The organism is Aeromonas sp. 600886, from assembly GCF_049174935.1.
GTDB lineage: Bacteria > Pseudomonadota > Gammaproteobacteria > Enterobacterales > Aeromonadaceae > Aeromonas > Aeromonas veronii_A.
Genome location: NZ_JAAKUB010000025.1, coordinates 1 through 22,946 on the forward strand (window position 1 = coordinate 1; position 22,946 = coordinate 22,946).

A 22,946-nucleotide genomic window follows, 5' to 3' on the forward strand; every position below is an offset into this window, starting at 1 on the left:
TCAGAAGTGAAACGCGGTAGCGCCGATGGTAGTGTGGCATTCGCCATGCGAGAGTAGGACACTGCCAGGCACCCAATACAAGAAACCCCGCTCATCGAGCGGGGTTTTTTATTGCCTGCAATTCAGAAAATCGTCTGATAATTGACCTTTTATTCCCTCTTCTCTGTCGTTTTCCCTGTTTTTCCTCCCCGATTTTCTCCGGTTATGCCATCGCGGCTGGCGGTGGTTGCCGTTATAATGGCCGCCCTCAAGCAAGGTGGTGGTATGAAAGCAGAATATCTACAGCGATTCGGGGGCATTGCCCGTCTTTATGGTCAGAATGCCCTGCGTTCCTTTAGCCAGGCCAAGGTCTGTGTGGTGGGGATCGGCGGTGTGGGCTCCTGGGCGGCCGAGGCGCTGGCCCGCGCCGGTATCAACCAGATCACCCTGATCGACATGGACGATATCTGCATCACCAACACCAATCGCCAGATCCACGCCATGCAGGGTACGGTTGGTCGCCTCAAAACCGAGGTGATGGCTGAGCGTATTCGCGCCATCAATCCGGATTGCGAAGTGATCGAGGTGGATGATTTCGTCACCGCCGATAACCTGGTCGAGCATATCAAGCAGGAGTTTGACTATGTGGTGGATGCCATTGATTCGGTCAAGGCCAAGGTGGCGCTGATTGCCTTCTGCAAGCGCAACAAGATCCCGGTGATCGTCGCGGGTGGTGCCGGTGGACAGATGGATCCGACCCTGATCTCTGTGGCCGATCTGGCCAAGACTATTCAGGATCCGTTGGCCGCCAAGGTGCGTTCCGATTTGCGCCGATTGCACAACTTCAGCAAGAATCCGGCGCGCAAGTTCGGGGTGGAGTGTGTCTTCTCAACCGAGCAGCTGAGTTATCCGGATGGCAATGGTGGCACCTGTCAGGCCAAGGCGGCCAGCGATGGCACCATGAAGATGGATTGCGCCTCCGGTTTTGGCGCCGTGACGCCGGTGACGGCAACTTTCGGGCTGGTTGCTGCGTCCCGGGTCTTGAAGAAGATTGCCGAGCGGGGTGCCCGCGCCGAGAAAGAGGCCGGGAATGAAAGCGTTGGGTCGATTAGCGAAGCCTAATCAACCACTGAACAAGGCGGGTTAGATCACTTGTTCCCGGATCGCCAGTACGATCGCTCTGAGCCCGTTACCTCGTGACGGGCTCAAGTGTTTCTCAAGCCCAAGTTCGCTGAAATAGCCTTCCATATCAAAATCCTGGATCGCCGCAGACGATTGGTGGTTGAGCGCCGCCAGCACGATGACGATAAGGCCCCGCACGATGCGGGCATCGGAATCACAAGCAAAGTGCCAGCAGCCATCCTCGCTTTTCTCTCCCTTCAGCCACGTCTGGCTTTCACAACCCTTGAGGCGGAATGCCTCCTGCTGCCATTCGCAGGGTAGCACCGGTAACTGCTTGCCGAGCTGGATGATGAGCCGGTACTGGTTCTCCCAGCCGTGGGCGGCGGCAAACTGCTGGCGGATGGTGTCGGCGTTGGGCTCAAGGCCAATCTGGGTATAGCTTGCGAGGTCACTCATTCGGTTATCTGCCTTAGAAGAAGTCACTGAGTTTGTACAGGGCGGCCAGCAGGGCGTCGACATCGCCCCGATTGTTGTAGCAGGCCAGCGAGGCGCGCATCGTGCCGCCGATCCCGAGCGACTCCATCAACGGCATGGCGCAGTGATGGCCGGCTCGCAGGGCGATCCCCTGCATATCGAGCAGGGTAGCGGCATCCTGCGGGTGGATATCCTCGAGCAAGAAAGAGACCGCACCGGCGCGCTGATTGGGTTCGCCGACCAGACGCAACCCCGGCACCTGTTGCAGGCCAGCGACCAGATAGTCGGTCAGTGCCTGCTCATGTTGGGCGAGCCATTGCCGATCTTGCGCCATCACAAAGTCGATGGCGGCGGCGAGGCCGATAGCGCCAGCGATATGGGGGGTGCCCGCCTCGAATTTGAAAGGCAGGGTGTTGAAGGTGGTGCCGCTGAAACTGACCCGATCGATCATCTCGCCACCTGTTTGCCAGGGCGGCATCCGTTCCAATAGCTCGGTGCGGCCCCACAGCACGCCGATGCCGGTCGGGCCATAGAGCTTGTGGCCGGAGAAGGCATAGAAGTCGCAACCGATGGCCTGTACATCCACCTCGAGATGAGCCACCGCCTGGGCGCCGTCGATCAGCGTCACGGCGCCAACCGTTTTGGCGGCCGCCACCATCTCTTTGACTGGATTGACGGTGCCAAGGGCATTGGATACGTGGGCCACGCTCACCAGCCGGGTGCGTGGCCCCAGCATGGCGTGATAGGCGGCCAGATCGAGATCGCCCCGCTTATCGAGCGGGATAACCCGGATGACTGCGCCGGTGCGCTGGGCGACCAGCTGCCATGGGACGATATTGGCGTGGTGCTCCAGCGTGCTGAGGATGATTTCCTCCCCCGCCTTGAGCTCGCTCATCCCCCAGCTCTGGGCTACCAGATTGATCGCTTCCGTGGTGCCGCGGGTCCAGATCACCTCTTGGCTGCGGGGTGCATTGATGAAGCGGGCGACCGTCTCGCGGGCGGCCTCGAAGGCGCGGGTTGCGCGACCACTCAGCGCATGGGCTGCGCGGTGCACGTTGGCGTTGTCGGCCCCATAGTAGTGAGCGATGGCATCCAGTACCGCTTGCGGCTTCTGGGTGGTGGCGGCGTTGTCCAGATAGACCAGAGGGTGGCCGTTTACCTCCTGCGCCAAGGCCGGAAACTGGCTGCGCAGTTGGTCGTGCTGTTGCTGATTCATGTTCCCCTCATCATCTGGAAAAAGTCATCATCTCGAAAGGTCGGCCATGATCCTGAAAATAGCGCCCGAACACAAGGCGCGATAAGCCAGATGGGCGGTTGCCTGCCGTGCAGCAGGTACGGCTCGTCGGGTGATTTCTGGTACAATGCCGCCCCTCATCATAAGCCAAGAGATCCGGCCCATGAAGCTCAACCCCAATCAGAACGAAGCGGTCAAGTATGTCTCCGGCCCTTGCCTGGTGCTGGCGGGTGCCGGATCGGGCAAGACCCGCGTCATCACCAACAAGATTGCCTATCTGGTGCAGCAGTGCGGCTACAGTGCGCGCAACATCGCTGCGGTCACCTTTACCAACAAGGCGGCGCGGGAGATGAAGGAGCGGGTCGGCCAGACCCTGGGACGTAAGGAGGCGCGGGGGCTGATGGTCTCCACCTTCCATACACTGGGTCTCGATATCATTCGTCGTGAGCACAAGAGCCTGAATCTCAAGGCCAACTTCTCCCTGTTCGATGACACCGACCAGCTGGCGCTGCTGAAAGAATTGACTGAAGACGAGCTCGACAACGACAAGGACAAGCTCTCGGCTCTTATCAGCCAAATCTCCAACTGGAAGAACGACCTTATCCTGCCCGCCCGTGCCATGCGCATCGCCCGCGGGCCGGAAGAGGTGCTGATGGCCCAGCTCTACGAGCGCTATCACCGCCAGATGGTGGCCTATAACGCGCTGGATTTTGACGACCTCATCGTGATGCCGACCCTGCTGCTCAAGAGCAATCAGGAGGTGCGTGAGCGCTGGCAGAACAAGATCCGCTATCTGCTGGTCGATGAGTACCAAGACACCAACACCAGCCAGTACGAGCTGGTGAAGCAGATCGTCGGCGAGCGTGCCCGTTTTACCGTGGTAGGGGACGATGACCAGTCCATCTACTCCTGGCGCGGTGCCAAGCCGCAGAATCTGGTGCTGCTGAGTGAAGATTTCCCCAGCCTCAAGCTGATCAAGCTGGAGCAGAACTACCGCTCCAAGCGGCGGATCCTCAAGTGCGCCAACATCCTGATCGCCAACAACCCGCACGTCTATGACAAGGCGCTCTTCTCCGAGTTGGATGAAGGGGTGAAGCTCAAGGTACTGTTCGCCAAGAACGAGGAGCACGAAGCGGAGCGGATCGCTGCCGAGATGATGGGCCACAAGTTTATGAACCGCACCCGGTTCAAGGATTACGCCATCCTCTATCGGGGCAACCATCAGTCGCGCATCTTCGAGAAGGCGCTGATGACCAACCGGATCCCTTACCGTATCTCCGGCGGCACCTCGTTTTTCTCCCGTACCGAGATCAAGGACATCATGGCCTACCTCAAGCTGCTGGTGAATCCGGATGAGGACACTGCCTTCCTGCGGGTGGTCAACCTGCCGCGACGCGAGATCGGCCCCACCACCCTCGAAAAGCTTGGCCAATACGCCAACCAGCGCGGCAAGAGCCTGTTTGCCGCCAGCTTCGAGCTGGGGCTGGAACAGCACCTCTCCGGCCGTGGCCTGACGGCTTTGCAGGCCTTTACCAACTGGCTGGTTCGCCTTGGTGATCAGGCGCTGCGCGGCAATCCGGTGGAGGCGGTGCGGGACATGATCAAGGAGATCCACTATGAAGAGTGGCTCTACGAGACCTCCCCCAGCCCGAAAGCGGCCGAAATGCGGATGCAGAACGTCTCCACCCTCTATCGCTGGATTACCGAGATGCTGGAAGGGGATGAGCTGGAGGAGTCGATGACGCTGGCTCAGGTGGTCACTCGACTCACCCTGCGCGATATGATGGAGCGCAATGAGGGGGAAGATGATGCCGATCAGGTGCAGTTGATGACCTTGCATGCCTCCAAGGGGCTGGAGTTCCCCTATGTCTACATGGTGGGGATGGAGGAGGGCTTGCTCCCCCACCAGACCAGCATCGATGAAGACAACGTCGAGGAGGAGCGGCGTCTCGCCTACGTGGGCATTACCCGGGCCCAGACCGAGCTGACCTTTACCCTCTGCAAGGAGCGGCGCCAGTTTGGCGAGTCGGTACGGCCAGAGCCGAGCCGCTTCCTGCTGGAGCTGCCGCAGGATGACCTTGAATGGGAAAACCAGAAGAAGGTGACTGCCGAGGAGCGCCAGCAGAAGGGGCAGATGGCGGTGGCCAATCTGCGCGCCATGTTCAAGAAAGATTAGGAGGTTGCGTTGCCGGGGGATAGCAGTGGAATGATGTCTGCTCCCGGCATGGGGGGAGATATATAGCGTCCTTGCCCCATCCGGCAGCCGATATCTATCAGCTTCTGTAACTGCTGCTGGTTCTCAATGCCTTCAACCACAAGGGTGTAATCGAGATCCTGACAGATATCCCGCATGGCGCGGATCAGCGCCAGATCTTTGGGGGACTGCAGCATCCGCTGGGTAAAGCTGTCATCCACCTTGATGTAATCTACCGGGAAATGGAACAGGGCGTTGAGGGAGGAGAAGCCGGTACCAAAGTCGTCCAGGCTGATCTGAATGCCCTTGGCACGCAGTTCATGCAGGGAGGCCAGCGCATCGGAATCCTGCCGCGACAGCTCCCGCTCGTTGAATTCAAAGATCAGATAGCCTGGTGCTATCCCCTCCTCATCGATAATGTCCACCAACCGCATGATGTGATCATGGTTGACCAGATGTTTGCCGGAGAGGTTGATGGCGACCTTGAACTTGCTCTGGCCCGAGATCGGAAGCCACACTTTCAGTTGCTGGCAGGTGTGGCGCAGGATCTGATAATCCAGCTCCAGAATCAGGCCACATTGCTCCGCCAGCGGAATAAAGTCGAATGCATCCTTCAGAATTCCCTCTTCGGTCAGCCAGCGCGCCATCACCTCCAGACCGGTCAGGCGGCTATCCTGTAGCCGGATCACCGGTTGGTAGTAGGGGACGATACGCCCTTCCCGCAGGGCCCGAGCCAGCATCTCTTCCGGCGAATTCCAGTTCTGGTTGATGCAATCATCCGAGTAGCTGACGATGCGGCTGCGGCCATTGCGTTTGGCCTGGTACATGGCCAGATCGGCCTGGTGGAGTAACTGGCTGATATCCGATGTCTGTTCGGACACACTCGATACCCCTAGGCTGACGGTAATACTCAGCTCATTGCCAAGCAGCCGGAACGGATAGGAGAGGCGGCTGATGATACGGTTGAGCACCGGGCTGATGTCATCTTCATGTTTGCTGCTATCGAGATAGATGACGAACTCGTCGCCCCCCAATCTGGCCACCATATCGTTTTGCCGGATGCAGGTCTGCAGGCGGCGGCTTACCTCCTTGAGCAGCTGATCACCAGCACTGTGGCCCAGGGTGTCATTGATCTGCTTGAAGTGATCCACATCGATGAAGATCACCGCAAACCCCGGTGACTTGTAGCGGTTGTAGTGGGTCATGGCTTGATTGAGGTGGTTCATCAACAGCGCCCGGTTCGGTAGCTGGGTCAGCGGGTCGTGAAGCGCATCGAATTGCAGCCGCCGTTCCAGCTCCTGATGCTGCTTGAGCTGCTTTTGCAGCCTGAGGTTGGTCTGACGCAGCTGTTGCAGCCGCTGGTTGATGGAGTCTTCACTATTGATGTCGTTAAGCTGCTGGCGGATCCGCTTCAGCTCCAACAGCAGGGTGAGCTGACCACGCAGGAAGTCGAGAAACAGCTTGTCGTCTGTCTCCAGCGGTTGCGCGGTGCTGATGATGAAGTGGGCGAAGTACTGTTGTTGCAGCCGTAGCGGCATGCTGTGCCAGTAGGTTGCCTCCCTGTTGACCTCGATATTGCTGGTGCTGTGGCACAAACCGCTGATGAATTCGTCGCTTTGACGAGGATGTGCGGGATAAATCTTCTCAAGCGTATGGCTGTGGAGCCTGACCAGCAGCATATCCTCAATGGCGAGCATCTGGCGCAGCACCGCCTCCAGCTGGGAGAAGAGCGCCTGACCGGGCAGGGTGTTGGCCAGTCGCATGATGCGGCTGATGCTCTCGATTTTCTTTTTCCAGTTCGGGTCTTTGCGGATCAGCGGAGAAGGCAGCTCGGTGAGATGGGAGCCCGCCTGGGTTTCGGTCAGCCGTTTGGATAGACACTCCAGCAGCAGGCGTAATGTGGGCAGGTCGGATGGTTCGCCGCGAGCCAGCAGCCACTGCACCTGACCATGTTCGATAGGAAAGACGCACCACCCTTCGGCCTCATCGAGCTGGGTGAGCTGATCGGTGATGCGGGACTGCTCCCGCCCCAGTTGTTGCTTGAAGGTATCGCTGATTTTGTAGGCGTAGAGCCAGTTCAGACCACTGTCGGAGAGGCCCAGCATGCCGAAATGCTGCAACGGGCAGAGCTGGTTTATCTGCTTTATCAGATCATCATAATCGCTGCTCTGCGCTGTAGGGGGAGCCGGAAAATCCATAATGGCAGAGACCAACGCCAGCAGAGGAGTTGAGTAGTGGGATTCGGTGGAATGGGGCGACATGAGCAACTCCCGACTATGCCTACCCTACAAGAGTAGTCGGAAGCCGATAGATTGAAAGGGCCGCAATTGCGGCCCTTTCAAATACTTAGAGGTTGTCAGTCATGTAGTGGATGGCGTTTTCAATCTCTTCATCACTACAGTTCGCACAGGTGCCGCGCGGAGGCATCATGCCGGACTTGCCGGTAAAGCCTTCAATGGCATGTTTCTTGAGAGTATCAATGCCTTGGGCGATGCGAGGATCCCAGGCTGCCTTGTCACCCCGTTTGGGGGCACCGGCGGCGCCGGTGTCGTGACAGGCAAAGCAGGCGCCCTTGTATACCGTTTCGCCATCGCGGGGACCGGAAGAGGCGGTCGCAGCAGGTGCAGCACCCGCGCCGGCAATACCTTCCAGATCCTTGGCGGTATAGACCTGACCGATCGGTTTGATCCGCTCGGCAATAGCCTCCGGTGACATCTCATCGGCAGCAAGCACTGCCCCAGACAAGCTGGCGGCCGTCATCCCGACAGCCAGCAAATAGCTCAGTTTTTTCAACACGCTCATATACTCCCAGCAGTCTTTTATTATCCATGTAAACGACGGGATTATAACCGAATAGTTACAGCCATTTAAACGCTTGTGTGTGAAGTGTTAAACACTCTGCGTACAAAGTTTTGGGCGATCTCACGGCAATTCGGGTGGTGGAGATAAAAAGAAACCCGGCATTCGCCGGGTTTCGAGTAACCAAGGGGTGAAACGGCCTATTTATCCCAGCTCAGGATCACCTTGCCGGAGTGGCCGGAGCGCATCGCATCGAACCCCTGCTGGAATTCGTCGATGTGGAATCTGTGGGTGATGATGGGGGAGAGATCCAGCCCGGACTGGATCAGGCTGGCCATTTTGTACCAGGTCTCGAACATCTCGCGGCCATAGATCCCTTTGATAAACAGCCCCTTGAAGATCACCTTGTTCCAGTCGATGGCCATGGTGGAGGGCGGGATGCCAAGCATGGCGATCTTGCCGCCGTGGTTCATCTTGTCGAGCATCTCCTGGAAGGCGCTCGGGACGCCGGACATCTCCAGCCCCACGTCGAAGCCTTCGGTCATGCCCAGCTCGCTCATCACGTCGGCCAGCTTCTCCTTGGCCACGTTGACCGCGCGGGTGGCGCCCATCTTGCGGGCCAGCTCCAGCCGGTATTCGTTGACGTCGGTGATCACCACGTGGCGCGCACCCACATGGCGGCAGACGGCGGCGGCCATGATGCCGATGGGGCCTGCCCCGGTAATGAGCACATCTTCACCCACCAGATCGAAGGAGAGGGCGGTGTGCACCGCATTGCCGAACGGGTCGAAGATGGCAGCCAGCTCGTCCGGGATATTGTCCGGCAGCTTGAAGGCGTTGAATGCGGGGATCACCAGATACTCGGCAAAGGCGCCCGGGCGGTTGACGCCAACACCAATGGTGTTGCGGCAGAGGTGAGTGCGGCCAGCGCGGCAGTTACGGCAGTGACCGCAGGTGATATGCCCTTCACCGGAGACCCGATCGCCGATGGCGAAGCCGCGCACCTCCTGACCGATGGCTACCACTTCCCCAACATATTCATGGCCGACCACCATGGGTACCGGAATGGTCTTCTGGGACCACTCGTCCCAGTTGTAGATGTGGATATCGGTGCCGCAGATGGCGGTTTTGCGGATCTTGATCAGCAGGTCGTTGTGGCCGAGCTCGGGGGCCGGCACATCCGTCATCCAGATGCCGACCTCTTTGTGCAGTTTGGAGAGTGCTTTCATGGCTGTTCCTTCAATATGAATGCAGAAAAAAGGGGCTGCAGCCCCTTGATTCAAATCAGATAACGCCGAGTTCACGGCCGATGCGGATAAAGGCGTCGATCGCCTTGTCCAGCTGCTCGCGGGTGTGGGCGGCAGACATCTGGGTGCGAATGCGCGCCTGACCCTTGGGCACGACCGGGAAGGAGAAGCCCACCACATAGATGCCGGCTGCCAGCATGCGGCTCGCCATTTCGGAGGCGAGTTTGGCATCCCCCAGCATCACCGGAATGATGGCGTGGTCGGCGCCAGCCAGAGTGAAGCCGGCGGCGCTCATCCGCTCGCGGAAGTAACGGCTGTTCTCTTTCAGGCGGGCGCGCAGGTCGTGACCTTCCGCCAGCATGTCGATCACCTTGATGGTGGCAGAGACTATGGAGGGGGCCAGCGAGTTGGAGAAGAGGTACGGGCGGGAGCGCTGACGCAGCCAGTCGATCACCTCTTTCTTGCCGGAGGTATAGCCGCCGGATGCGCCGCCGAGCGCCTTGCCCAGGGTGCCGGTGATGATGTCGACCCGATCCATCACGCCGCAATATTCGTGGGTGCCACGGCCGTTTTCGCCGATAAAGCCGACGGCATGGGAATCATCCACCATCACCAGCGCATCGTATTTGTCCGCCAGATCGCAGATGGATTTGAGGTCGGCGATGACGCCATCCATGGAGAAGACACCGTCGGTGGCGATCAGCTTGAAGCGGGCGCCATCGGCGTCAGCCTGCTTGAGCTGGGCTTCCAGCTCGGCCATGTCGTTGTTGGCATAGCGATAGCGCTTGGCCTTGCACAGCCGCACACCGTCGATGATGGAGGCGTGGTTGAGGGCATCGGAGATGATGGCATCTTCGGCGCCGAACAGGGTCTCAAAAAGACCGCCATTGGCATCGAAACAGGAGGAGTAGAGGATGGTGTCTTCGGTGCCGAGGAAGGCAGACATCTTCTGCTCCAGCGCTTTGTGCTGATCCTGGGTGCCGCAGATGAAGCGTACCGAGGCCATGCCGAAGCCGTGGCTGTCGAGTCCCTGATGGGCGGCGGCGATCAGATCCGGGTGGTTGGCCAATCCCAGATAGTTGTTGGCACAGAAGTTCAGTACCTGCTCACCGCCGACGGCGATGCTGGCCTGCTGGGCGGAGGTGATGATGCGCTCCTGCTTGTACAACCCTTCAGCTTGCACCTGGTTTAGTTGCTCGGTCAGGTGACGATAGAATCCGTTAGACATCCTCGATCCTTAGTGGCTATTTCAGCTGCGTATCAACAGAGGGCGACATTTTACTGCAATCTGTTGCGGTAAATTCAAATGATTGTGCTGATATTCAACAAATGTGAAACAGATCTCACCCAGCTGGTTGGGCCAGCTGGCGGTAGTGTTGTTCCAGTTGCTGGATCTGTCCGGCCACCTGGGGTTGCACATAGGGGCGCAGCAGGAACAGCACCTTTAATACGCCCTGATAGAGCAGCGGTTTGGTGATGCGGGTGTTGGGAGCCTGAGCGATCTGGAAGGGGATCCAGCAGGTCACCACCATCTTGATGGTCTGGCCCAGATCCGGCAGGTCTTCATCGCTGACATCTATGATGCCCCCTTCGCGCAGGCTCCGGAGCAGGGCGACCACGGAGGAGCGCATCTGCTCCTGGGCCTTGAGGTACTTCTGTTGCAGCGGTTCGTCACGGCTCAGGATGTCCGGCAGGTTGGCGTAGAAGAAGCGGAACTGCCACATCAGATAGAAGATGGCATCGAGATAGCCCATCAGATCCTGTAGGGTGATTTCACGGTTGCGGGTCGGCACGAAGCTCTCGCTCAGGTGACGGGCATACTGGTCGAAGATGGAGTGGATGATGTCTTCTTTATTGCGGAAGTGGTAGTAGAGGTTGCCCGGGCTGATACCCATGTGCGCCGCAATGTGGTTGGTGGTGATGTTGCGTTCACCCTGATCGTTGAACAGCTCGGTCGCGCTGTGAATGATCCTGTCTCTGGTTTTCATCACTCATTCCTCCAACAGGTTCCGCTCGGGGCAGTTTTGAACAAGGTCGAATCCCCGGACGGCCCGTGATAAACTTTTCGGCAATTTCAAATTGGCTCACTATACACAGCTTTAACAAGCAGTCACATGTAGCCATCAACGTACGAGAGGCAAACTCCATGATCGTAGTAACTGGCGGTGCTGGCTTTATCGGCAGCAATCTGGTCAAGCAGCTGAACGCTCAAGGACGGACCGATATCGTGGTCATTGATGACCTGACCGACGGCACCAAGTTCGTCAACCTGGTCGATCTGACCATCGCTGACTACATGGACAAAGACGAGTTTCAGGCTCGCATCGTCTCCGGTGACGAGTTTGAAGAGTGGGACAACGGCATCGAGGTGATCTTCCACGAAGGCGCCTGCTCTGCGACTACCGAGTGGAACGGCAAGTTCATCATGGAGGTCAACTACGAGTACTCCAAGGATCTGTTCCACTACTGCATCGAGCGTGAAATCCCGTTCATTTACGCCTCTTCTGCCGCGACCTACGGTGGCCGCAACGACAACTTCATCGAAGATCCCAAGTTCGAACAGCCGCTCAACGTCTACGGCTACTCCAAGCAGCTGTTTGACCAGTACGTGCGCCGCTGGATGCCGGAGATCAACTCTCAGGTCGTTGGCCTCAAGTACTTCAACGTCTACGGCCCGCGCGAGCAGCACAAAGGCTCCATGGCTTCCGTTGCCTTCCACCTCAATACACAGGTGAAGAAGGGCGAGAATCCCAAGCTGTTTGAAGGTTGCGATGGCTTCCCGAACGGTGGTCAGATGCGTGACTTCATCTATATCGACGACGTCTGCAAGGTAAACCTCTGGTTCTGGCAGAACCCGCAGCACTCCGGCATCTTCAACTGCGGTACCGGCCGTGCCGAGCCGTTCCAGAACGTGGCCGAAGCGGTGATCAAGCATCATCAGAAGGGCGCTATCGAGTACATTCCCTTCCCGGATCATCTCAAGGGTCGCTACCAGAGCTTCACCCAGGCTGACATGACCAAGCTGCGCAGCGTGGGTTATGACGCCGAGTTCAAAACCGTTGCCGAAGGGGTAGCGGATTACATGGCCTGGCTCAACCGCTAACGGGTGAGCACAACGCGGCAGTTTGAGCGCAAAACCGGAAGTGGGCACTCGCCTGCTTCCGGTTTCTGGTCTCTGTGGCTGCTTGCCGTTCCTCTCTTATCTACCGGGTAACCGCGCGATGAATATATTGATGGCACTCTCCCAGCTCGAGGTAACGGGAGCTGAGGTCTATGCCACCACGGTCGGTAACGAACTGACCCGGCGTGGTCACAACGTCTTTTATGTGTCAGATACCCTGACCAAGCCGACGCTTGGCCCCGTCTTCAAACTGAGATTCAACAAGCGCAGTATTCTGCGCCGCTTCTGGCACGTCTTTTACCTCATCTATCTCATCAAGAAGCATCATATCCAGTTGGTGCATGCTCACTCCCGCGCCTCCGGCTGGAGCAGTTATGTGGCCTGCAAGTTGACTGGCACCCCGATGATCACCACGGTGCATGGTCGCCAGCCGGTACACGCTTCGCGCAAGGCCTTCCATGCACTCGGCTATCGGGCGGTTGCCGTTTGTGAAGATATTGCCCATCAGATAGTCGACAATCTGGGAGTGGATCCCGCGATCGTGCAGGTTCTGCGCAACGGTATCGAAACCGACAAATTCCAGCCTGTGCCTGCGCCGGATAATCCAAAGTCGGTGATCGCCATCATTGGCCGTTTGAGCGGCCCCAAAGGAGAGCTTTGCTACCGCCTGCTCGACGAAGTACTCGATCTGGATGCCTGCAAGGTACGGATTGTCAGCGGTACCAAGGTGCCGGAGCGCTTTGCCCGTTTCGAAGGCCGTGCCGAGTTTGTTGGCTATGTTGACGATGTGCCCGCTCTGCTGGCGAGTTGCGATCTGGTGATTGGTGCCGGTCGGGTAGCGATGGAAGCACTGCTCTGTGGTCGGCCCGCCTTTGCCATTGGTGAAGCCAGGGCCATTGGTCTGGTGACGGAACGAAATCTGGACGAGGCGCTGGCGAGTAATTTTGGCGATATCGGTCCCAAGGATCTGGCTATCGATTTTGCTGCCCTTAAGGGAGAAATCGAATCCGCCCTCGCAAGCAAGGTGGTGCCGGAAGTCATTCGGCAGCGCATTCAGGATGAGTATGGCTTGCAGGGGGTAGTATCCGGCCTCGAAACCATCTATCAGGATGCGGTGGTTGAAACCCTGCGCCGCGAGATGCCGGTCATCATGTACCACCGCTTTATCGAACAGGATAGCGAGAAAGGGGTGCACGGCACCTGGATGCCGATCACCATGTTCGAGAAGCATCTGCGCCTGATGAAGTGGCTCGGCTACGAGACCCTGACTTTCCGCGATTTGGCGGACAAAGGCTTTATCCACCGTCTGCAATACGGCAAGAAGTACCTGATGATCACCGCCGATGACGGCTATCAGGACAACCTGACCCGCATGCTGCCACTGCTGGAAAAATATGGTTACAAAGCTGTGGTGTACGTAGTCACAGGTGAAGGTTATAACCGTTGGGATGTGGAGCATCCGACCAATCCGGATACCAAGGTTTCGCTAATGAGTGGTGAGCAGGTCAAAGCGCTGGCCGCCAGCGGTCATGTGGAAATTGGTGGTCATACCCTGACCCATCCCCGCTTGAGCAAGCTCACACCCGAACAACAAGCCCATGAAATTCAGGAGAATAAACGCCAACTGGAGGCCCTGCTTGGCCATCCGCTGCTCTCGTTTGCCTACCCTTACGGAGATATGGATGAGAGTGCCAAGGAACAGGCTATCACCGCCGGGTATCGTTTTGCTGTCGCTACCAATAGCGGCCCCAAAGCAATGCACCAGGACCCTTTCCAGATCCGCCGGATTGCCATCTTCCCCCGTACCGATGTATTCGGGCTGTGGCGAAAAATTCGTGGGAATTATGTGTTCAGGAAATAACTTGTGAATTTAGATAAAAATTGCCTACGACTAAATATTATTGTGCAATTTGCAGCTTTTTTATTTGGCGCAATAGTTTTAACGGTCCCCAGTGGCTATGGATATGGGCCCAGCATTTTAGTTTTGGCAAGTGTTTTTGTCTTTTGGCGTAAAAAATATTATTTGGCAATGAGTTCAGAGGTGAAAATATTATCATATATATTCATCTCTTTTTTTGTCATCCAAGCAGTATCAATCGGGATTGATGGTGGCGCTCTCAAAGAGTTAGACCGACCAAGTCGCTTGTTAATGGCTGCAATGACCTTACCTTTATTAAGTGTGTTCCCCATTAACATAAACGTTCTTATTGCTGGCCTCTCTATAGGAGCAGTGAGTTCAGGTCTAATCGCAATATATGAAAAGTTTTATCTTGGAATGCCTCGAGCTTTTGATGAAAGCATGCCGATTCAGTCAGGAAACATCAGCATGACATTGGCATTGTTATGTCTGTGTGCTTTTTTCTGGTTCCGCCATTTAGGGAAGAAAAACATTGCTGCCTTTATGCTTCTTTCATTTTTAATGGGGGGTATAGGCAGTTTTCTCTCCGGGACCAGAGGTGGCTGGGTTTTACTTCCAATCGTCTTGTTTACAATAGTTTTTTATTTTAGAAAACAGCTATCCCTGAAAGATGGTCTCTATGCAAGCACTGTATGTGCCTTGTTGCTTTTCTTGGCTATGCTTCCGCAAAGTGGCGTAATGGATAGGATATATAATGCCAAAGCAGATGTTGTTCATTATTTTGATGGTGTGAATCCGGATACATCTCTAGGCATTCGATTGCAGTTGTGGGAAAGTGCATATAACTCTTTTTTGGAAAAACCAATATTTGGCTGGGGAAATAACGGAATTCGCTTATCACAATTAAACCAATATAATAATGGTTCTATATCCGAGTTCATTTATAATTTTAACTCACATGCACATAATCAATTTTTAGATGAATTGGCTAAACGCGGCATTATAGGCTTCTTGATGTTAGCCCTGCTGTACTTTTATCCACTTTGGGTTGCGAGTAAAAATAGAGATAACTTATTGGTCAGTAGTATGTTGGCGGTTTCATCATTAACTCTTGTTGATTATAGCTTGAGTCAAGCATTTATAAGCCATAACTCCGGGATGATATTCTTCATGTTTTTATTTTCGGCTTTAATTACCACAATAAAGGTATCGCCTTTGGAGGGAAGAAAATGATTAAGAAATTGCAATCATGGCGCGATATCATTCGTCGTAAAATAGGGATTGTGCTTTTTGACCGATCTTTGAGATCGTCTTCAAATGAAGATGGTGCTATAGTCTTTGTTCGTTGGGATGCCAAATTGGGGGATGCCATAGTATCATCTTGGGTCACTCGTGAAATAAAAAAGAAGTTTCCAGGCAAAAAAGTAGTTGCAATTACAACCCCTGAGATGAGGTCTTTATTTAAAAACCAGTTTCTTTTTGATGAAGTTTATTCTATTCCGAAAAGACCAAGTTATGCAGCACTCGCCTCATTGGCTAGAGATATAGGAGATATTGAATATCTTGTTCATCTTACTAATGAAATGAAGATGAAAGATATTTTCTTTATCTCAAAATTATCTGTAAAAAATGTTATTGGTATAGATGACAAAATAAAATGTGTGAATATTAAAATTGGTCATTTAACCAAGAATATTCACTTCTCACAGAAGTTTGCCTTGGCCGTTAATAAAATGGGGGTTGATAACCCCGATACAGATTATATTGTTCCAGAATATCTTGAAGATGAGTCAAGCGTTAAATCTAGCTGGCCTGATAATCCCACAATCTGTTTTAATCCTTACGGTAGTGGCAGCTCACGAACATTTAATGATGAAAAAATTATCGAGATCCTGAAGGTTATGTTGAGCAAGCCTGGATATAATGTATGTTTGCTCTATCCACCGATAAAGAAAATTGAAACAGAACACAATATCAGGAGAATGCCTGATATCTTAAGGGAAAGAGTTATCACACATGACTCATCCCATTCTTTAGGTGTTCTATTCGCTCAAATAAGAAATAGTATCGGTATCGTGTCTGTAGATACGGCGACAGTACACATTGCTGCAGGGCTTAAAAAACCTATATTTGGAATATATAATGATAATTTTGGTAAAGGTGAAAACCGGGAGTGGTTACCAAATTTTGAGAAAGCCATGGTAATGTATGTTGATGCTAAAAAAGAACAAAATGTAAACTACATTAATATGGAGGAGTTTGAGAATCAATTTAATGATTGGTATGTTCAGTACATAGCACAATAATTTAGATTTCTGCACCATAGCCTGGTGCAGAATAAAAATTAAAGCATCGCCTTTATGTATTTATTTACCCATATATCTAGTCTGTATTGATTTTTTATATCGTCAGATATGTGATGATAAGGGATCGTTAAAAAGTCAGGTGAGACTTTTAGATCTGTATCTGTTATGCAAAATATATTGTTGGGATGAAAGAACGGAAATGTCTCTGCGGTATTGTTATTTGATATTATCTTTTGTTCATAGGCAAGAGACTCAAAGAATCTAAAAGACAAGCCTTTTTGTGACTGGTATCCTATATCAAGAATACAGTGATAAGCCGATGAGATTGCCAATAGTTCATCACCAGTAATTGGCTTGGTAATTATTTCGATTCTCTTGTCTCTTATTTTTTTGATCTTTCGGTGGTGATCAACATAAATCATGATTTTAATTTTTAAGTCTGGGTTGGCATCCAGAAATGCAGTTATAAAGGCGTAGCGTTCACGATCAAAGCTAAAAATACCAAACACATCACCATCATAGTTTCTGTTTGGTTGGAGTGGGGTTAAATTCTTTTTATAGTAGTTAGTTACTGGTGTAAAGCCATATTTTTTAACATCTTGCGGATCAAAGCTCAAAACTTTATCAAAAAGTGAAATGTTTTTGATATTATTTGGCATTCTGAGAGTACTGTCCCACAGGTGGCAAATCATCCTGTTGGTGCATTTTTTGAGCTGTGTCAGATGTTCTGCCGTGTAAATATCAGGATTAGTGAGGATAGTGATATCAAAGTGGCGGTTTTTTGTAAAACCATTCAAAAACTGGGTGGTCGACAGCCAGCTTCTTTCTTGTTTTAAATTTCTTTTAAACAGAGCCTTTGAAATTAAGTTTGATATTCTCTCTACTGGGTGCAGGTAATCATATCTAGATATTTCTCCATTCTCAATAAATGTAACCACGTGTCCTTGTTGTCGCATCTCTTCAACTATCGGGGTAATGAGCCCTGCGTTATCAATACCTATTAATAGGATATTCATTGGATTAGCTCTCAAAATGACATTTCAATGTTATTTCATTAAATTTAATAAACTAAAGTGACATAAATGATTTTATGGTCTCTGTACTAGAGAATGGGCTGTAAAAATGATCTGGTATATGCATTTTATCAATATCCATACGAGATATTTTTTGCGCTATTTTGGGAATGTCAAAAAGGGCGCAAAGGTTATCTTGCAGTGGCCCAGTAAGAATTTCTGCCGGTCCAGACGGGCAATCCACGCTGATCACCGGGGTATGGCAGATGAGTGCTTCAATAAGCACTGTTGGCAGCCCTTCAGCATCGGATGTCAGGATGAGCGCCTGAGCGGCTTTGATATAGGGGTAGGGGTTCTTCTGAAAGTCGATGATCTTCACCTTGCTGGCAAGGTTCATCTCCTCGATCATGGCTTCAATGTGAGGGCGTCGCTCCCCTTTGCCCATCAGAACGAGTGGCGTAGCAACGCCGCTTAGCTGATATGCCTGCAAGAGACGATCGTGGCGTTTTCGTTCTTCGAAGGTGCCGACATGGATAAAATACTTTTCAAATGGCTTGTTGAAAGGCTCATCGGCCAACGCCTGAATTTTCTCGATATCAAACGGATTGTAGATAACCTGACACGATTTTGGTGTGGCTCTTACATTGTGCAAAATGTCGTCCGCGATGCCACGAGATACGCAGATCAGTTTCTTGCCATTATAGAAACGCTTGAATTTTTCATATCCTTTGGCATTGTCTTTGGCAAAGCCGGTGACATTTCCGTGGATCCAGTAATAAATATTCAGTGTATCAGGCAGGTGTCTGGTAATTTTGTCACATGAGCATGAGATAATTACGTCAGGCGAGATCTCTTGGACTTTTTTCAAGATCAGAGATGCTTGTATTTTTTCAACCGCAACATTGGATATGGCTTTAGTCAGCTTTGTGACAATGCCAAGATTAATCGGGTGAATGTTGTCAGGTAGCGTATGGTCTATTTTTTCCCGCAAGGTAAACAAGGTAACATCGACACCTGCATCTTTTAGCAAGGATGCGGTATTGAGCAGAACCTTTTCCGCACCACCACCATACAAGTCTTCAACAATGAATAAAAACTTTTTAACTGGTGGGGTCATAACTGCTCCGCGGGTCTCATAACTGACTGGTAAATCTACTAAAAATGTGAATCGTAAACGAGCAAAATCAGGTGGCAACTGTTAAAGTCGTTAGCAATTTTTTCAATAGGTGTGGATCAATGATTGGTCTTAGTGGGCGCTACCATAACGCATTATTCGCGGCCTGTATATTTGCCGGGCTGCTGCTCTCCTGGTTGTTTTCTGTTAATCAGCTCCTCACCGGCGACCAGACCCAGATGCTCTACAAGGGTTACCTTGGAGCCTATGAGGGGGTCTGGCTCAGCTATGGCAATGCGGCGAGTGCGGTGGGCAATGTGCCGGGGAGCTTGTCGGCCTGGCTGATTGGTGGGCCGCTGCTACTGTGGGATTCTCCCTATGCCCCCATGGTGTTGCTGCTGGTGATGCGGTTGGTCGGTTTTCTGCTATTTGATGCGGTTATCCGCCAGGTGTTTGTTGACCCCGTATCGAAGGGCAATGCGCGGTTGCTGTTTCTGGTGCTCTGCTGGCTCAACCCCTGGTTCCAGTATGAGAGTTTGCTCTACAACCCCTCCTATCTCTTCCTCTTCTCGGCCATGCACTGCTGGTCGGCCTGGCATATGCGCGATCGGGCCTCATTCTGGCACATGATTGTTCACCTGCTGGCTATCGGTATGGCAATGCAGTTGCACTACTCCTGGCCGCTGCTGGCTGTGATCTCCACCTACCTCTTCTGGCGCCGCATCCTCAAGGTGAGCTGGAGCGGGGTGGTGGTCGCTGCCCTGCTGATCGGTGCATCTCTGATCCCCTACGCCATGGAAGTGATGAGCAACAGCCATATCACCCAGAACGTCGATCCCGAAGCGCGTCAGCGCTATATCGGATGGGGGCTGGTGCATGTCTATCCGGTGCTGAAATCGGTGATCTACTGGCTGCGTTACGGCTCCTGGCTGTTTGCCAGCAAGCTGGTCAACGACACCCAGTTCATCTGGCTGGCGGGTCATGAATATTTGCAGATGACAGCAGTCTGGCTGTGGCGGGTGGTGATCTACGGGGTGGGCTCTGCCACCGTGTTGCTGGCGGCCAAGGCCAACTGGCAACTGTGGCGGGATCTCAAGCCGCGTCTGCTGCGCAGCGACCGTGCATCAGTGGACGGCACGAGCTGGCTCGGCCTCTATGCGCTGGCGGCCGTATTGGCTGTGCTGGTGAGTGCGGCGCTCTCGCCCATCATCTTTAACTATTGGCACCTGATGCTGATATTCCCCTATGCCCTGTTCCCGATCCTGCTGTTGCTGGTTAGCTGGAGCCGCAACCATCCTCAGTGGGTTGGCAAGGGGCTGCTGGCAGCCACCCTGTTCTGCACCGCTGTGAACCTGATTGCGGCGAGCGACAGCACCAAGTTCTCCTATCAGGCGGACTACAAGCAGCAGGTGCAGGAGTATTTGCAGGAGATGAAGCTGCAACCCAAGTAACTGGGTTGTGTGATCAGTCGAAGGGAGGCGTAATGCCTCCCTTTGCTTTTTCCGTAGCTCAATAAGCGGGTTGTGGTTGCCGGTTATCGCTGGTGGCGTAGCCGACCTGCTTTGGTGGCCATTGCACCAGCTGCAAGGGCATAGCCGGAATGCAATAATCTACAAGCTTTCAGCTTGTTTGCGGTGTATCTATAACCCATGAATACCACCGATTCCCTTATCCGCTACTGGCAATCCCCGCACCTGCCGGGGGTCGAGCTGTCACACTCCCACCACAGGGCGTTCAGCTATGGCCGCCATGTCCATCTCGACTACCATATCGGGCTGGTGCAGCGGGGTGGCCAGAAGTTTATCCACAAGGGGAACAGCCACCATCTGGTGCGCGGGGTGCTCTCTACCGTCAACCCGGACGAGGTGCACGACGGCCTCAGCCTGTTGCCGGAAGGGTATGAGGTGAGGGTCTTCGCCATCGATCCGCAGCAGCTGGCGCTCTGGCTGCCGGAGCAGCCGGAACCCTTCTTCGACAAGGGATTGCAGAGCCGCCCCGACCTCTATCTGGGCTTTGCCCAGCTGCACGGCTATCTCGACAACCCCAAGGCCGATGGCCTGCTGATCGAGAGCCAGCTGCTTGCCCTGCTGGGGGAACTGCTGCATCTGGCCCCCGAGGTACACCAGCTGGCGGATCCCCAGTTGCGATTCCTGCGCGACTACCTGATGGCGGCCCTCGACGAGCCCCACTCGCTGGAAGAGCTGGCGGGGCTGCTCGGGCTCGATCGCTTCGCCTTCCTGCGCCAATTCAAGAAGCGCAGCGGCATGACTCCCTACGCCTGGCTGAAACGGCTGCGGCTGGAGCAGGGCAAGCGGCTGCTGGCGAGCGGGATGGCGGTGAGCGAGGTGGCGCTGGCGGTCGGTTTCTTCGATCAGAGTCACTTCCACCACGGCTTTCGCCAGGCATTCGGTCTGACGCCCGCCGAATTTCGTGCCCAGATGCAATCTTTTACAAGCCGCGCCCCCCGCTGATCCGCCATGCTGGCTCTCCGTCGTTAAAGCGAGAGTTGTTATGCTGACCAGTCTGTTCGTTACCCTCGGCCTGATGCACCTGATTGCACTGGCCAGCCCCGGCCCCGATTTCGCCCTGATCCTGCGCACCAGCCTGCACCGGCCGACCGCCCTTGGCGCGGCGCTGGGCATCTCGCTGGCGATCATGGTGCACGCTACCCTGAGCCTGACCGGGATCAGCATGCTGATTGCCAGCCATCCGCTGCTGTTTATGGTGATTAAGTGCTGCGGCGCCCTCTATCTGGGCTGGTTGGGGTGGGGCGCCCTGATGGCAGCTCGGCAGCAGAGCAGTCCCGTGATGCAGAGCGCCGCCAACGAGCTGCGCGGCTGGGGCAGGGGAGTGCGCACTGGCCTTGCCACCAACCTGCTCAACCCCAAGGCGCTGGTGTTCTTTATCGGTCTGCTGGCCGCCATGGTGACGCCAGAGGTGGACGGAATGACCCGCAGCCTGCTGGTGGGAGAGCTCTTCATCATCTCCCTCTGCTGGTTCGGGCTGCTGGCGTGGAGCCTCTCCACCGAGCGTGCCCAGCGCCTGCTGCTGCGGGTGCAGCGGCCACTCAATCTGGTGACAGGCGTGCTGTTTGCGGTGGTCAGCCTCTCCATTCTGGTGAGCATGGGGGCCGAGCTGGTGGCCTGACGAGTCGGCGCATGGGCCTATACTCCAACAAGGTTTACCTGTCAGGAGTACCCGGCCATGCGTCTACTGCCTCTTTGCTGGCTGTTGGGGATGACCCCGGCGCTGGCGGCCCCGGTTCAGCTCAAGTTGCTGGAGTGGGGCTATCTGCCAGCGGGTTATGAACAACAGTTTGCCGACTACGCCAAAACCCATGGGGTGGAGGCGACGGTCAGCCGGATCGAGCCGCTGCTGACCGATTTCGACAGCGTCTACCGCGCCCTGCGCACCCGCAGCGCCGATGTGGTGCTGCCGACCAGCTACTTCTACAAGGCCCATCACCAGCCACTGTTCAAGCTGCTGCTCCCCATCGATTTCAGCCGCCTGCAGCACTACGGCGAGGTGAAGCACGCCCTCAAGAACACCGAGTATGACAAGCAGGGGGAGCGCAACTACTCGGTGCCCTTCTCCTACGCCATGTTCAGCCTCGCCTATGACAGCAAGCAGGTGCCGCAAGCGCCCACCAGTTGGCAGGTGCTCGCCAACAGCTCGCCGCCGGGCCAGTTTGCCGAGTTCTGCGACCAGTTCGAGCCGCTGCTCTTTTCGGTGCTGCTCTCGCTGGGCAAGTCGCCCGCCCTGTTTGCCAGCGGCGAGATGCTGGCCGACAAGACCTTGCAGCAAGAGGTGGAGCAGCAGCTCTCGCAGCGGCTGCAAGCCAGTCGCGGCTTCTGGTTCAATCAGGCCAACCGCTGCGAGGATCTGCGCCAGCAGACCTTTGCCACTACCTGGGGGCTGGAGCTGGTGGAGTGCAACAAGCAGAACGATCAGCAGTGGCGGATCGCCATGGTGCAGGAGGGGGCCATCTATGCCCTCGATGCGATCTCCATCGCCCGCCATGTCGGGGATGATCCCGCACGGCTCAAGGCCGCCTACCTGCTGGTGGATTTTCTGCTGAGCGCGCCGCTGCAACGCCAGATGCTGGTGGGCACGCCCACCATCTCGGCCAGCAATATGGCCTCCCGGCCGCCCCTCAGCCCACAGGAGCAGGCGGTGCTGCCGGATCGCCCGCTGCCGGAGTTTGACGAGCGGCTGCTGGTGCCCGCGTTGCCCGCCCATATCAAGAATCGCTACAAACGGATGGTGCAGCAGGCGATCGTCGCCAGCGGCAAAGAGGGGCTGGTCAAGCAGTGCCCCTGGGATCTCGATAACTGATGAATGAGCCTGCCGCTTCTCCGGCAGCAGGCAAGTTTGCGCAAGATGGTTGATGATCGGTCATCACCCGTTCCAGGGTATTCCCCCGTTCAACTCACGCCGCTCGCGGGCTCACATCGTTTGAAAAAACTGAGCGCTTACCGCAGCCCC

The 22,946-nt window shown here is 54.7% G+C and carries 19 protein-coding genes; 10 read left to right on the forward strand and 9 right to left on the reverse strand.

What is annotated here, in order from left to right; genetic code table 11:
* Nucleotides 1–264 precede the first annotated feature (264 nt).
* Nucleotides 265–1,101, forward strand: coding sequence for a tRNA cyclic N6-threonylcarbamoyladenosine(37) synthase TcdA (gene tcdA / locus G5179_RS17065; RefSeq protein WP_421258782.1), 837 nt, complete (start codon nucleotides 265–267; stop codon nucleotides 1,099–1,101).
* 21 nt (nucleotides 1,102–1,122) lie between these two features.
* Here tcdA and G5179_RS17070 read toward each other — a convergent pair whose 3' ends face one another.
* Both G5179_RS17070 and G5179_RS17075 read right to left on the reverse strand, forming a co-directional pair.
* Complete coding sequence (locus tag G5179_RS17070; protein WP_421258783.1) at nucleotides 1,123–1,557, reverse strand: SufE family protein; 435 nt, start codon at nucleotides 1,555–1,557, stop codon at nucleotides 1,123–1,125.
* 13 nt (nucleotides 1,558–1,570) lie between these two features.
* Nucleotides 1,571–2,791 (reverse strand): cysteine desulfurase, encoded by a 1,221-nt coding sequence (locus tag G5179_RS17075; RefSeq protein WP_421258784.1) that lies wholly within the window; start codon nucleotides 2,789–2,791, stop codon nucleotides 1,571–1,573.
* 181 nt (nucleotides 2,792–2,972) lie between these two features.
* Between G5179_RS17075 and rep the strand changes: the two genes are divergently transcribed.
* The gene (gene rep / locus G5179_RS17080; protein WP_421209184.1) at nucleotides 2,973–4,985 is read left to right on the forward strand and encodes a DNA helicase Rep; all 2,013 of its coding nucleotides are present in this window, start codon (nucleotides 2,973–2,975) and stop codon (nucleotides 4,983–4,985) included.
* On the opposite strand, the gene G5179_RS17085 is transcribed toward rep, so the two are convergent.
* The 5 genes from G5179_RS17085 to G5179_RS17105 form a co-directional block, all read right to left on the reverse strand.
* Nucleotides 4,982–7,264, reverse strand: a complete 2,283-nt coding sequence (locus G5179_RS17085) for a putative bifunctional diguanylate cyclase/phosphodiesterase (RefSeq protein ID WP_216979758.1) — start codon at nucleotides 7,262–7,264, stop codon at nucleotides 4,982–4,984. The two genes, rep and G5179_RS17085, sit on opposite strands and share 4 nt — an antisense overlap.
* Nucleotides 7,265–7,349: 85 nt before the next feature.
* Nucleotides 7,350–7,805, reverse strand: a complete 456-nt coding sequence (locus tag G5179_RS17090; protein WP_204480583.1) for a c-type cytochrome — start codon at nucleotides 7,803–7,805, stop codon at nucleotides 7,350–7,352.
* A 197-nt stretch (nucleotides 7,806–8,002) separates the two neighbouring features.
* On the reverse strand, nucleotides 8,003–9,031 hold the full coding sequence (gene tdh, locus G5179_RS17095; protein WP_005340852.1) for an L-threonine 3-dehydrogenase: 1,029 nt from the start codon (nucleotides 9,029–9,031) through the stop codon (nucleotides 8,003–8,005).
* A gap of 55 nt (nucleotides 9,032–9,086) precedes the next feature.
* The gene (locus G5179_RS17100) at nucleotides 9,087–10,277 is read right to left on the reverse strand and encodes a glycine C-acetyltransferase (RefSeq protein WP_113740206.1); all 1,191 of its coding nucleotides are present in this window, start codon (nucleotides 10,275–10,277) and stop codon (nucleotides 9,087–9,089) included.
* 115 nt (nucleotides 10,278–10,392) lie between these two features.
* Nucleotides 10,393–11,037 (reverse strand): TetR/AcrR family transcriptional regulator, encoded by a 645-nt coding sequence (locus tag G5179_RS17105; RefSeq protein ID WP_005340848.1) that lies wholly within the window; start codon nucleotides 11,035–11,037, stop codon nucleotides 10,393–10,395.
* A 158-nt stretch (nucleotides 11,038–11,195) separates the two neighbouring features.
* On the opposite strand from G5179_RS17105, the gene rfaD reads away from it, so the two are divergent.
* The 4 genes from rfaD to G5179_RS17125 all read left to right on the forward strand — a co-directional run bounded on the left by rfaD (nucleotide 11,196) and on the right by G5179_RS17125 (nucleotide 16,334).
* The gene (gene rfaD, locus G5179_RS17110) at nucleotides 11,196–12,152 is read left to right on the forward strand and encodes an ADP-glyceromanno-heptose 6-epimerase (RefSeq protein ID WP_005340846.1); all 957 of its coding nucleotides are present in this window, start codon (nucleotides 11,196–11,198) and stop codon (nucleotides 12,150–12,152) included.
* A gap of 118 nt (nucleotides 12,153–12,270) precedes the next feature.
* A complete protein-coding gene (locus G5179_RS17115; RefSeq protein WP_421258785.1) occupies nucleotides 12,271–14,031 on the forward strand; it encodes a polysaccharide deacetylase family protein in 1,761 nt (586 codons plus the stop codon).
* 3 nt (nucleotides 14,032–14,034) lie between these two features.
* Nucleotides 14,035–15,261, forward strand: a complete 1,227-nt coding sequence (locus G5179_RS17120; protein WP_421209186.1) for an O-antigen ligase family protein — start codon at nucleotides 14,035–14,037, stop codon at nucleotides 15,259–15,261.
* A complete protein-coding gene (locus G5179_RS17125) occupies nucleotides 15,258–16,334 on the forward strand; it encodes a glycosyltransferase family 9 protein (RefSeq protein ID WP_421222007.1) in 1,077 nt (358 codons plus the stop codon). Before G5179_RS17120 ends, G5179_RS17125 begins: the two co-directional genes overlap by 4 nt.
* A 38-nt stretch (nucleotides 16,335–16,372) precedes the next feature.
* Here the strand turns inward: G5179_RS17125 and G5179_RS17130 are convergent, their stop codons facing one another.
* Both G5179_RS17130 and G5179_RS17135 read right to left on the reverse strand, forming a co-directional pair.
* On the reverse strand, nucleotides 16,373–17,350 hold the full coding sequence (locus G5179_RS17130) for a hypothetical protein (protein ID WP_371167165.1): 978 nt from the start codon (nucleotides 17,348–17,350) through the stop codon (nucleotides 16,373–16,375).
* A gap of 52 nt (nucleotides 17,351–17,402) precedes the next feature.
* Complete coding sequence (locus tag G5179_RS17135; protein WP_421209189.1) at nucleotides 17,403–18,464, reverse strand: glycosyltransferase; 1,062 nt, start codon at nucleotides 18,462–18,464, stop codon at nucleotides 17,403–17,405.
* A gap of 236 nt (nucleotides 18,465–18,700) precedes the next feature.
* Between G5179_RS17135 and G5179_RS17140 the strand changes: the two genes are divergently transcribed.
* The 4 genes from G5179_RS17140 (at nucleotide 18,701) to G5179_RS17155 (ending at nucleotide 22,796) form a co-directional block, all read left to right on the forward strand.
* Nucleotides 18,701–19,912, forward strand: coding sequence for a 3-deoxy-D-manno-octulosonic acid transferase (locus G5179_RS17140; protein WP_216980247.1), 1,212 nt, complete (start codon nucleotides 18,701–18,703; stop codon nucleotides 19,910–19,912).
* Nucleotides 19,913–20,110: 198 nt separating this feature from the next.
* On the forward strand, nucleotides 20,111–20,932 hold the full coding sequence (locus G5179_RS17145; protein ID WP_421258786.1) for an AraC family transcriptional regulator: 822 nt from the start codon (nucleotides 20,111–20,113) through the stop codon (nucleotides 20,930–20,932).
* A 40-nt stretch (nucleotides 20,933–20,972) separates the two neighbouring features.
* Nucleotides 20,973–21,608 carry a LysE family translocator gene (locus tag G5179_RS17150; protein ID WP_236398573.1) on the forward strand — a complete coding sequence of 212 codons (636 nt, stop codon included), beginning with the start codon at nucleotides 20,973–20,975 and terminating at the stop codon, nucleotides 21,606–21,608.
* 57 nt (nucleotides 21,609–21,665) lie between these two features.
* Nucleotides 21,666–22,796: a spermidine/putrescine ABC transporter substrate-binding protein gene (locus tag G5179_RS17155; RefSeq protein WP_421258787.1), complete on the forward strand. Its 1,131-nt coding sequence runs from the start codon at nucleotides 21,666–21,668 to the stop codon at nucleotides 22,794–22,796.
* Nucleotides 22,797–22,946 lie beyond the last annotated feature (150 nt).

Coding starts and splice junctions, on each gene's coding strand:
- tcdA (WP_421258782.1), top strand. CDS start 265: ATGAAAGCAGAATATCTACAGCGATTCGGGGGCATTGCCCGTCTTTAT.
- G5179_RS17155 (WP_421258787.1), top strand. CDS start 21,666: ATGCGTCTACTGCCTCTTTGCTGGCTGTTGGGGATGACCCCGGCGCTG.
- G5179_RS17135 (WP_421209189.1), bottom strand. CDS start 18,464: ATGACCCCACCAGTTAAAAAGTTTTTATTCATTGTTGAAGACTTGTAT.
- G5179_RS17145 (WP_421258786.1), top strand. CDS start 20,111: ATGAATACCACCGATTCCCTTATCCGCTACTGGCAATCCCCGCACCTG.
- G5179_RS17070 (WP_421258783.1), bottom strand. CDS start 1,557: ATGAGTGACCTCGCAAGCTATACCCAGATTGGCCTTGAGCCCAACGCC.
- rep (WP_421209184.1), top strand. CDS start 2,973: ATGAAGCTCAACCCCAATCAGAACGAAGCGGTCAAGTATGTCTCCGGC.
- G5179_RS17130 (WP_371167165.1), bottom strand. CDS start 17,350: ATGAATATCCTATTAATAGGTATTGATAACGCAGGGCTCATTACCCCG.
- tdh (WP_005340852.1), bottom strand. CDS start 9,031: ATGAAAGCACTCTCCAAACTGCACAAAGAGGTCGGCATCTGGATGACG.
- G5179_RS17140 (WP_216980247.1), top strand. CDS start 18,701: ATGCTCTACAAGGGTTACCTTGGAGCCTATGAGGGGGTCTGGCTCAGC.
- G5179_RS17125 (WP_421222007.1), top strand. CDS start 15,258: ATGATTAAGAAATTGCAATCATGGCGCGATATCATTCGTCGTAAAATA.
- G5179_RS17085 (WP_216979758.1), bottom strand. CDS start 7,264: ATGTCGCCCCATTCCACCGAATCCCACTACTCAACTCCTCTGCTGGCG.
- G5179_RS17115 (WP_421258785.1), top strand. CDS start 12,271: ATGAATATATTGATGGCACTCTCCCAGCTCGAGGTAACGGGAGCTGAG.
- G5179_RS17075 (WP_421258784.1), bottom strand. CDS start 2,791: ATGAATCAGCAACAGCACGACCAACTGCGCAGCCAGTTTCCGGCCTTG.
- G5179_RS17150 (WP_236398573.1), top strand. CDS start 20,973: ATGCTGACCAGTCTGTTCGTTACCCTCGGCCTGATGCACCTGATTGCA.
- G5179_RS17100 (WP_113740206.1), bottom strand. CDS start 10,277: ATGTCTAACGGATTCTATCGTCACCTGACCGAGCAACTAAACCAGGTG.
- rfaD (WP_005340846.1), top strand. CDS start 11,196: ATGATCGTAGTAACTGGCGGTGCTGGCTTTATCGGCAGCAATCTGGTC.
- G5179_RS17105 (WP_005340848.1), bottom strand. CDS start 11,037: ATGAAAACCAGAGACAGGATCATTCACAGCGCGACCGAGCTGTTCAAC.
- G5179_RS17090 (WP_204480583.1), bottom strand. CDS start 7,805: ATGAGCGTGTTGAAAAAACTGAGCTATTTGCTGGCTGTCGGGATGACG.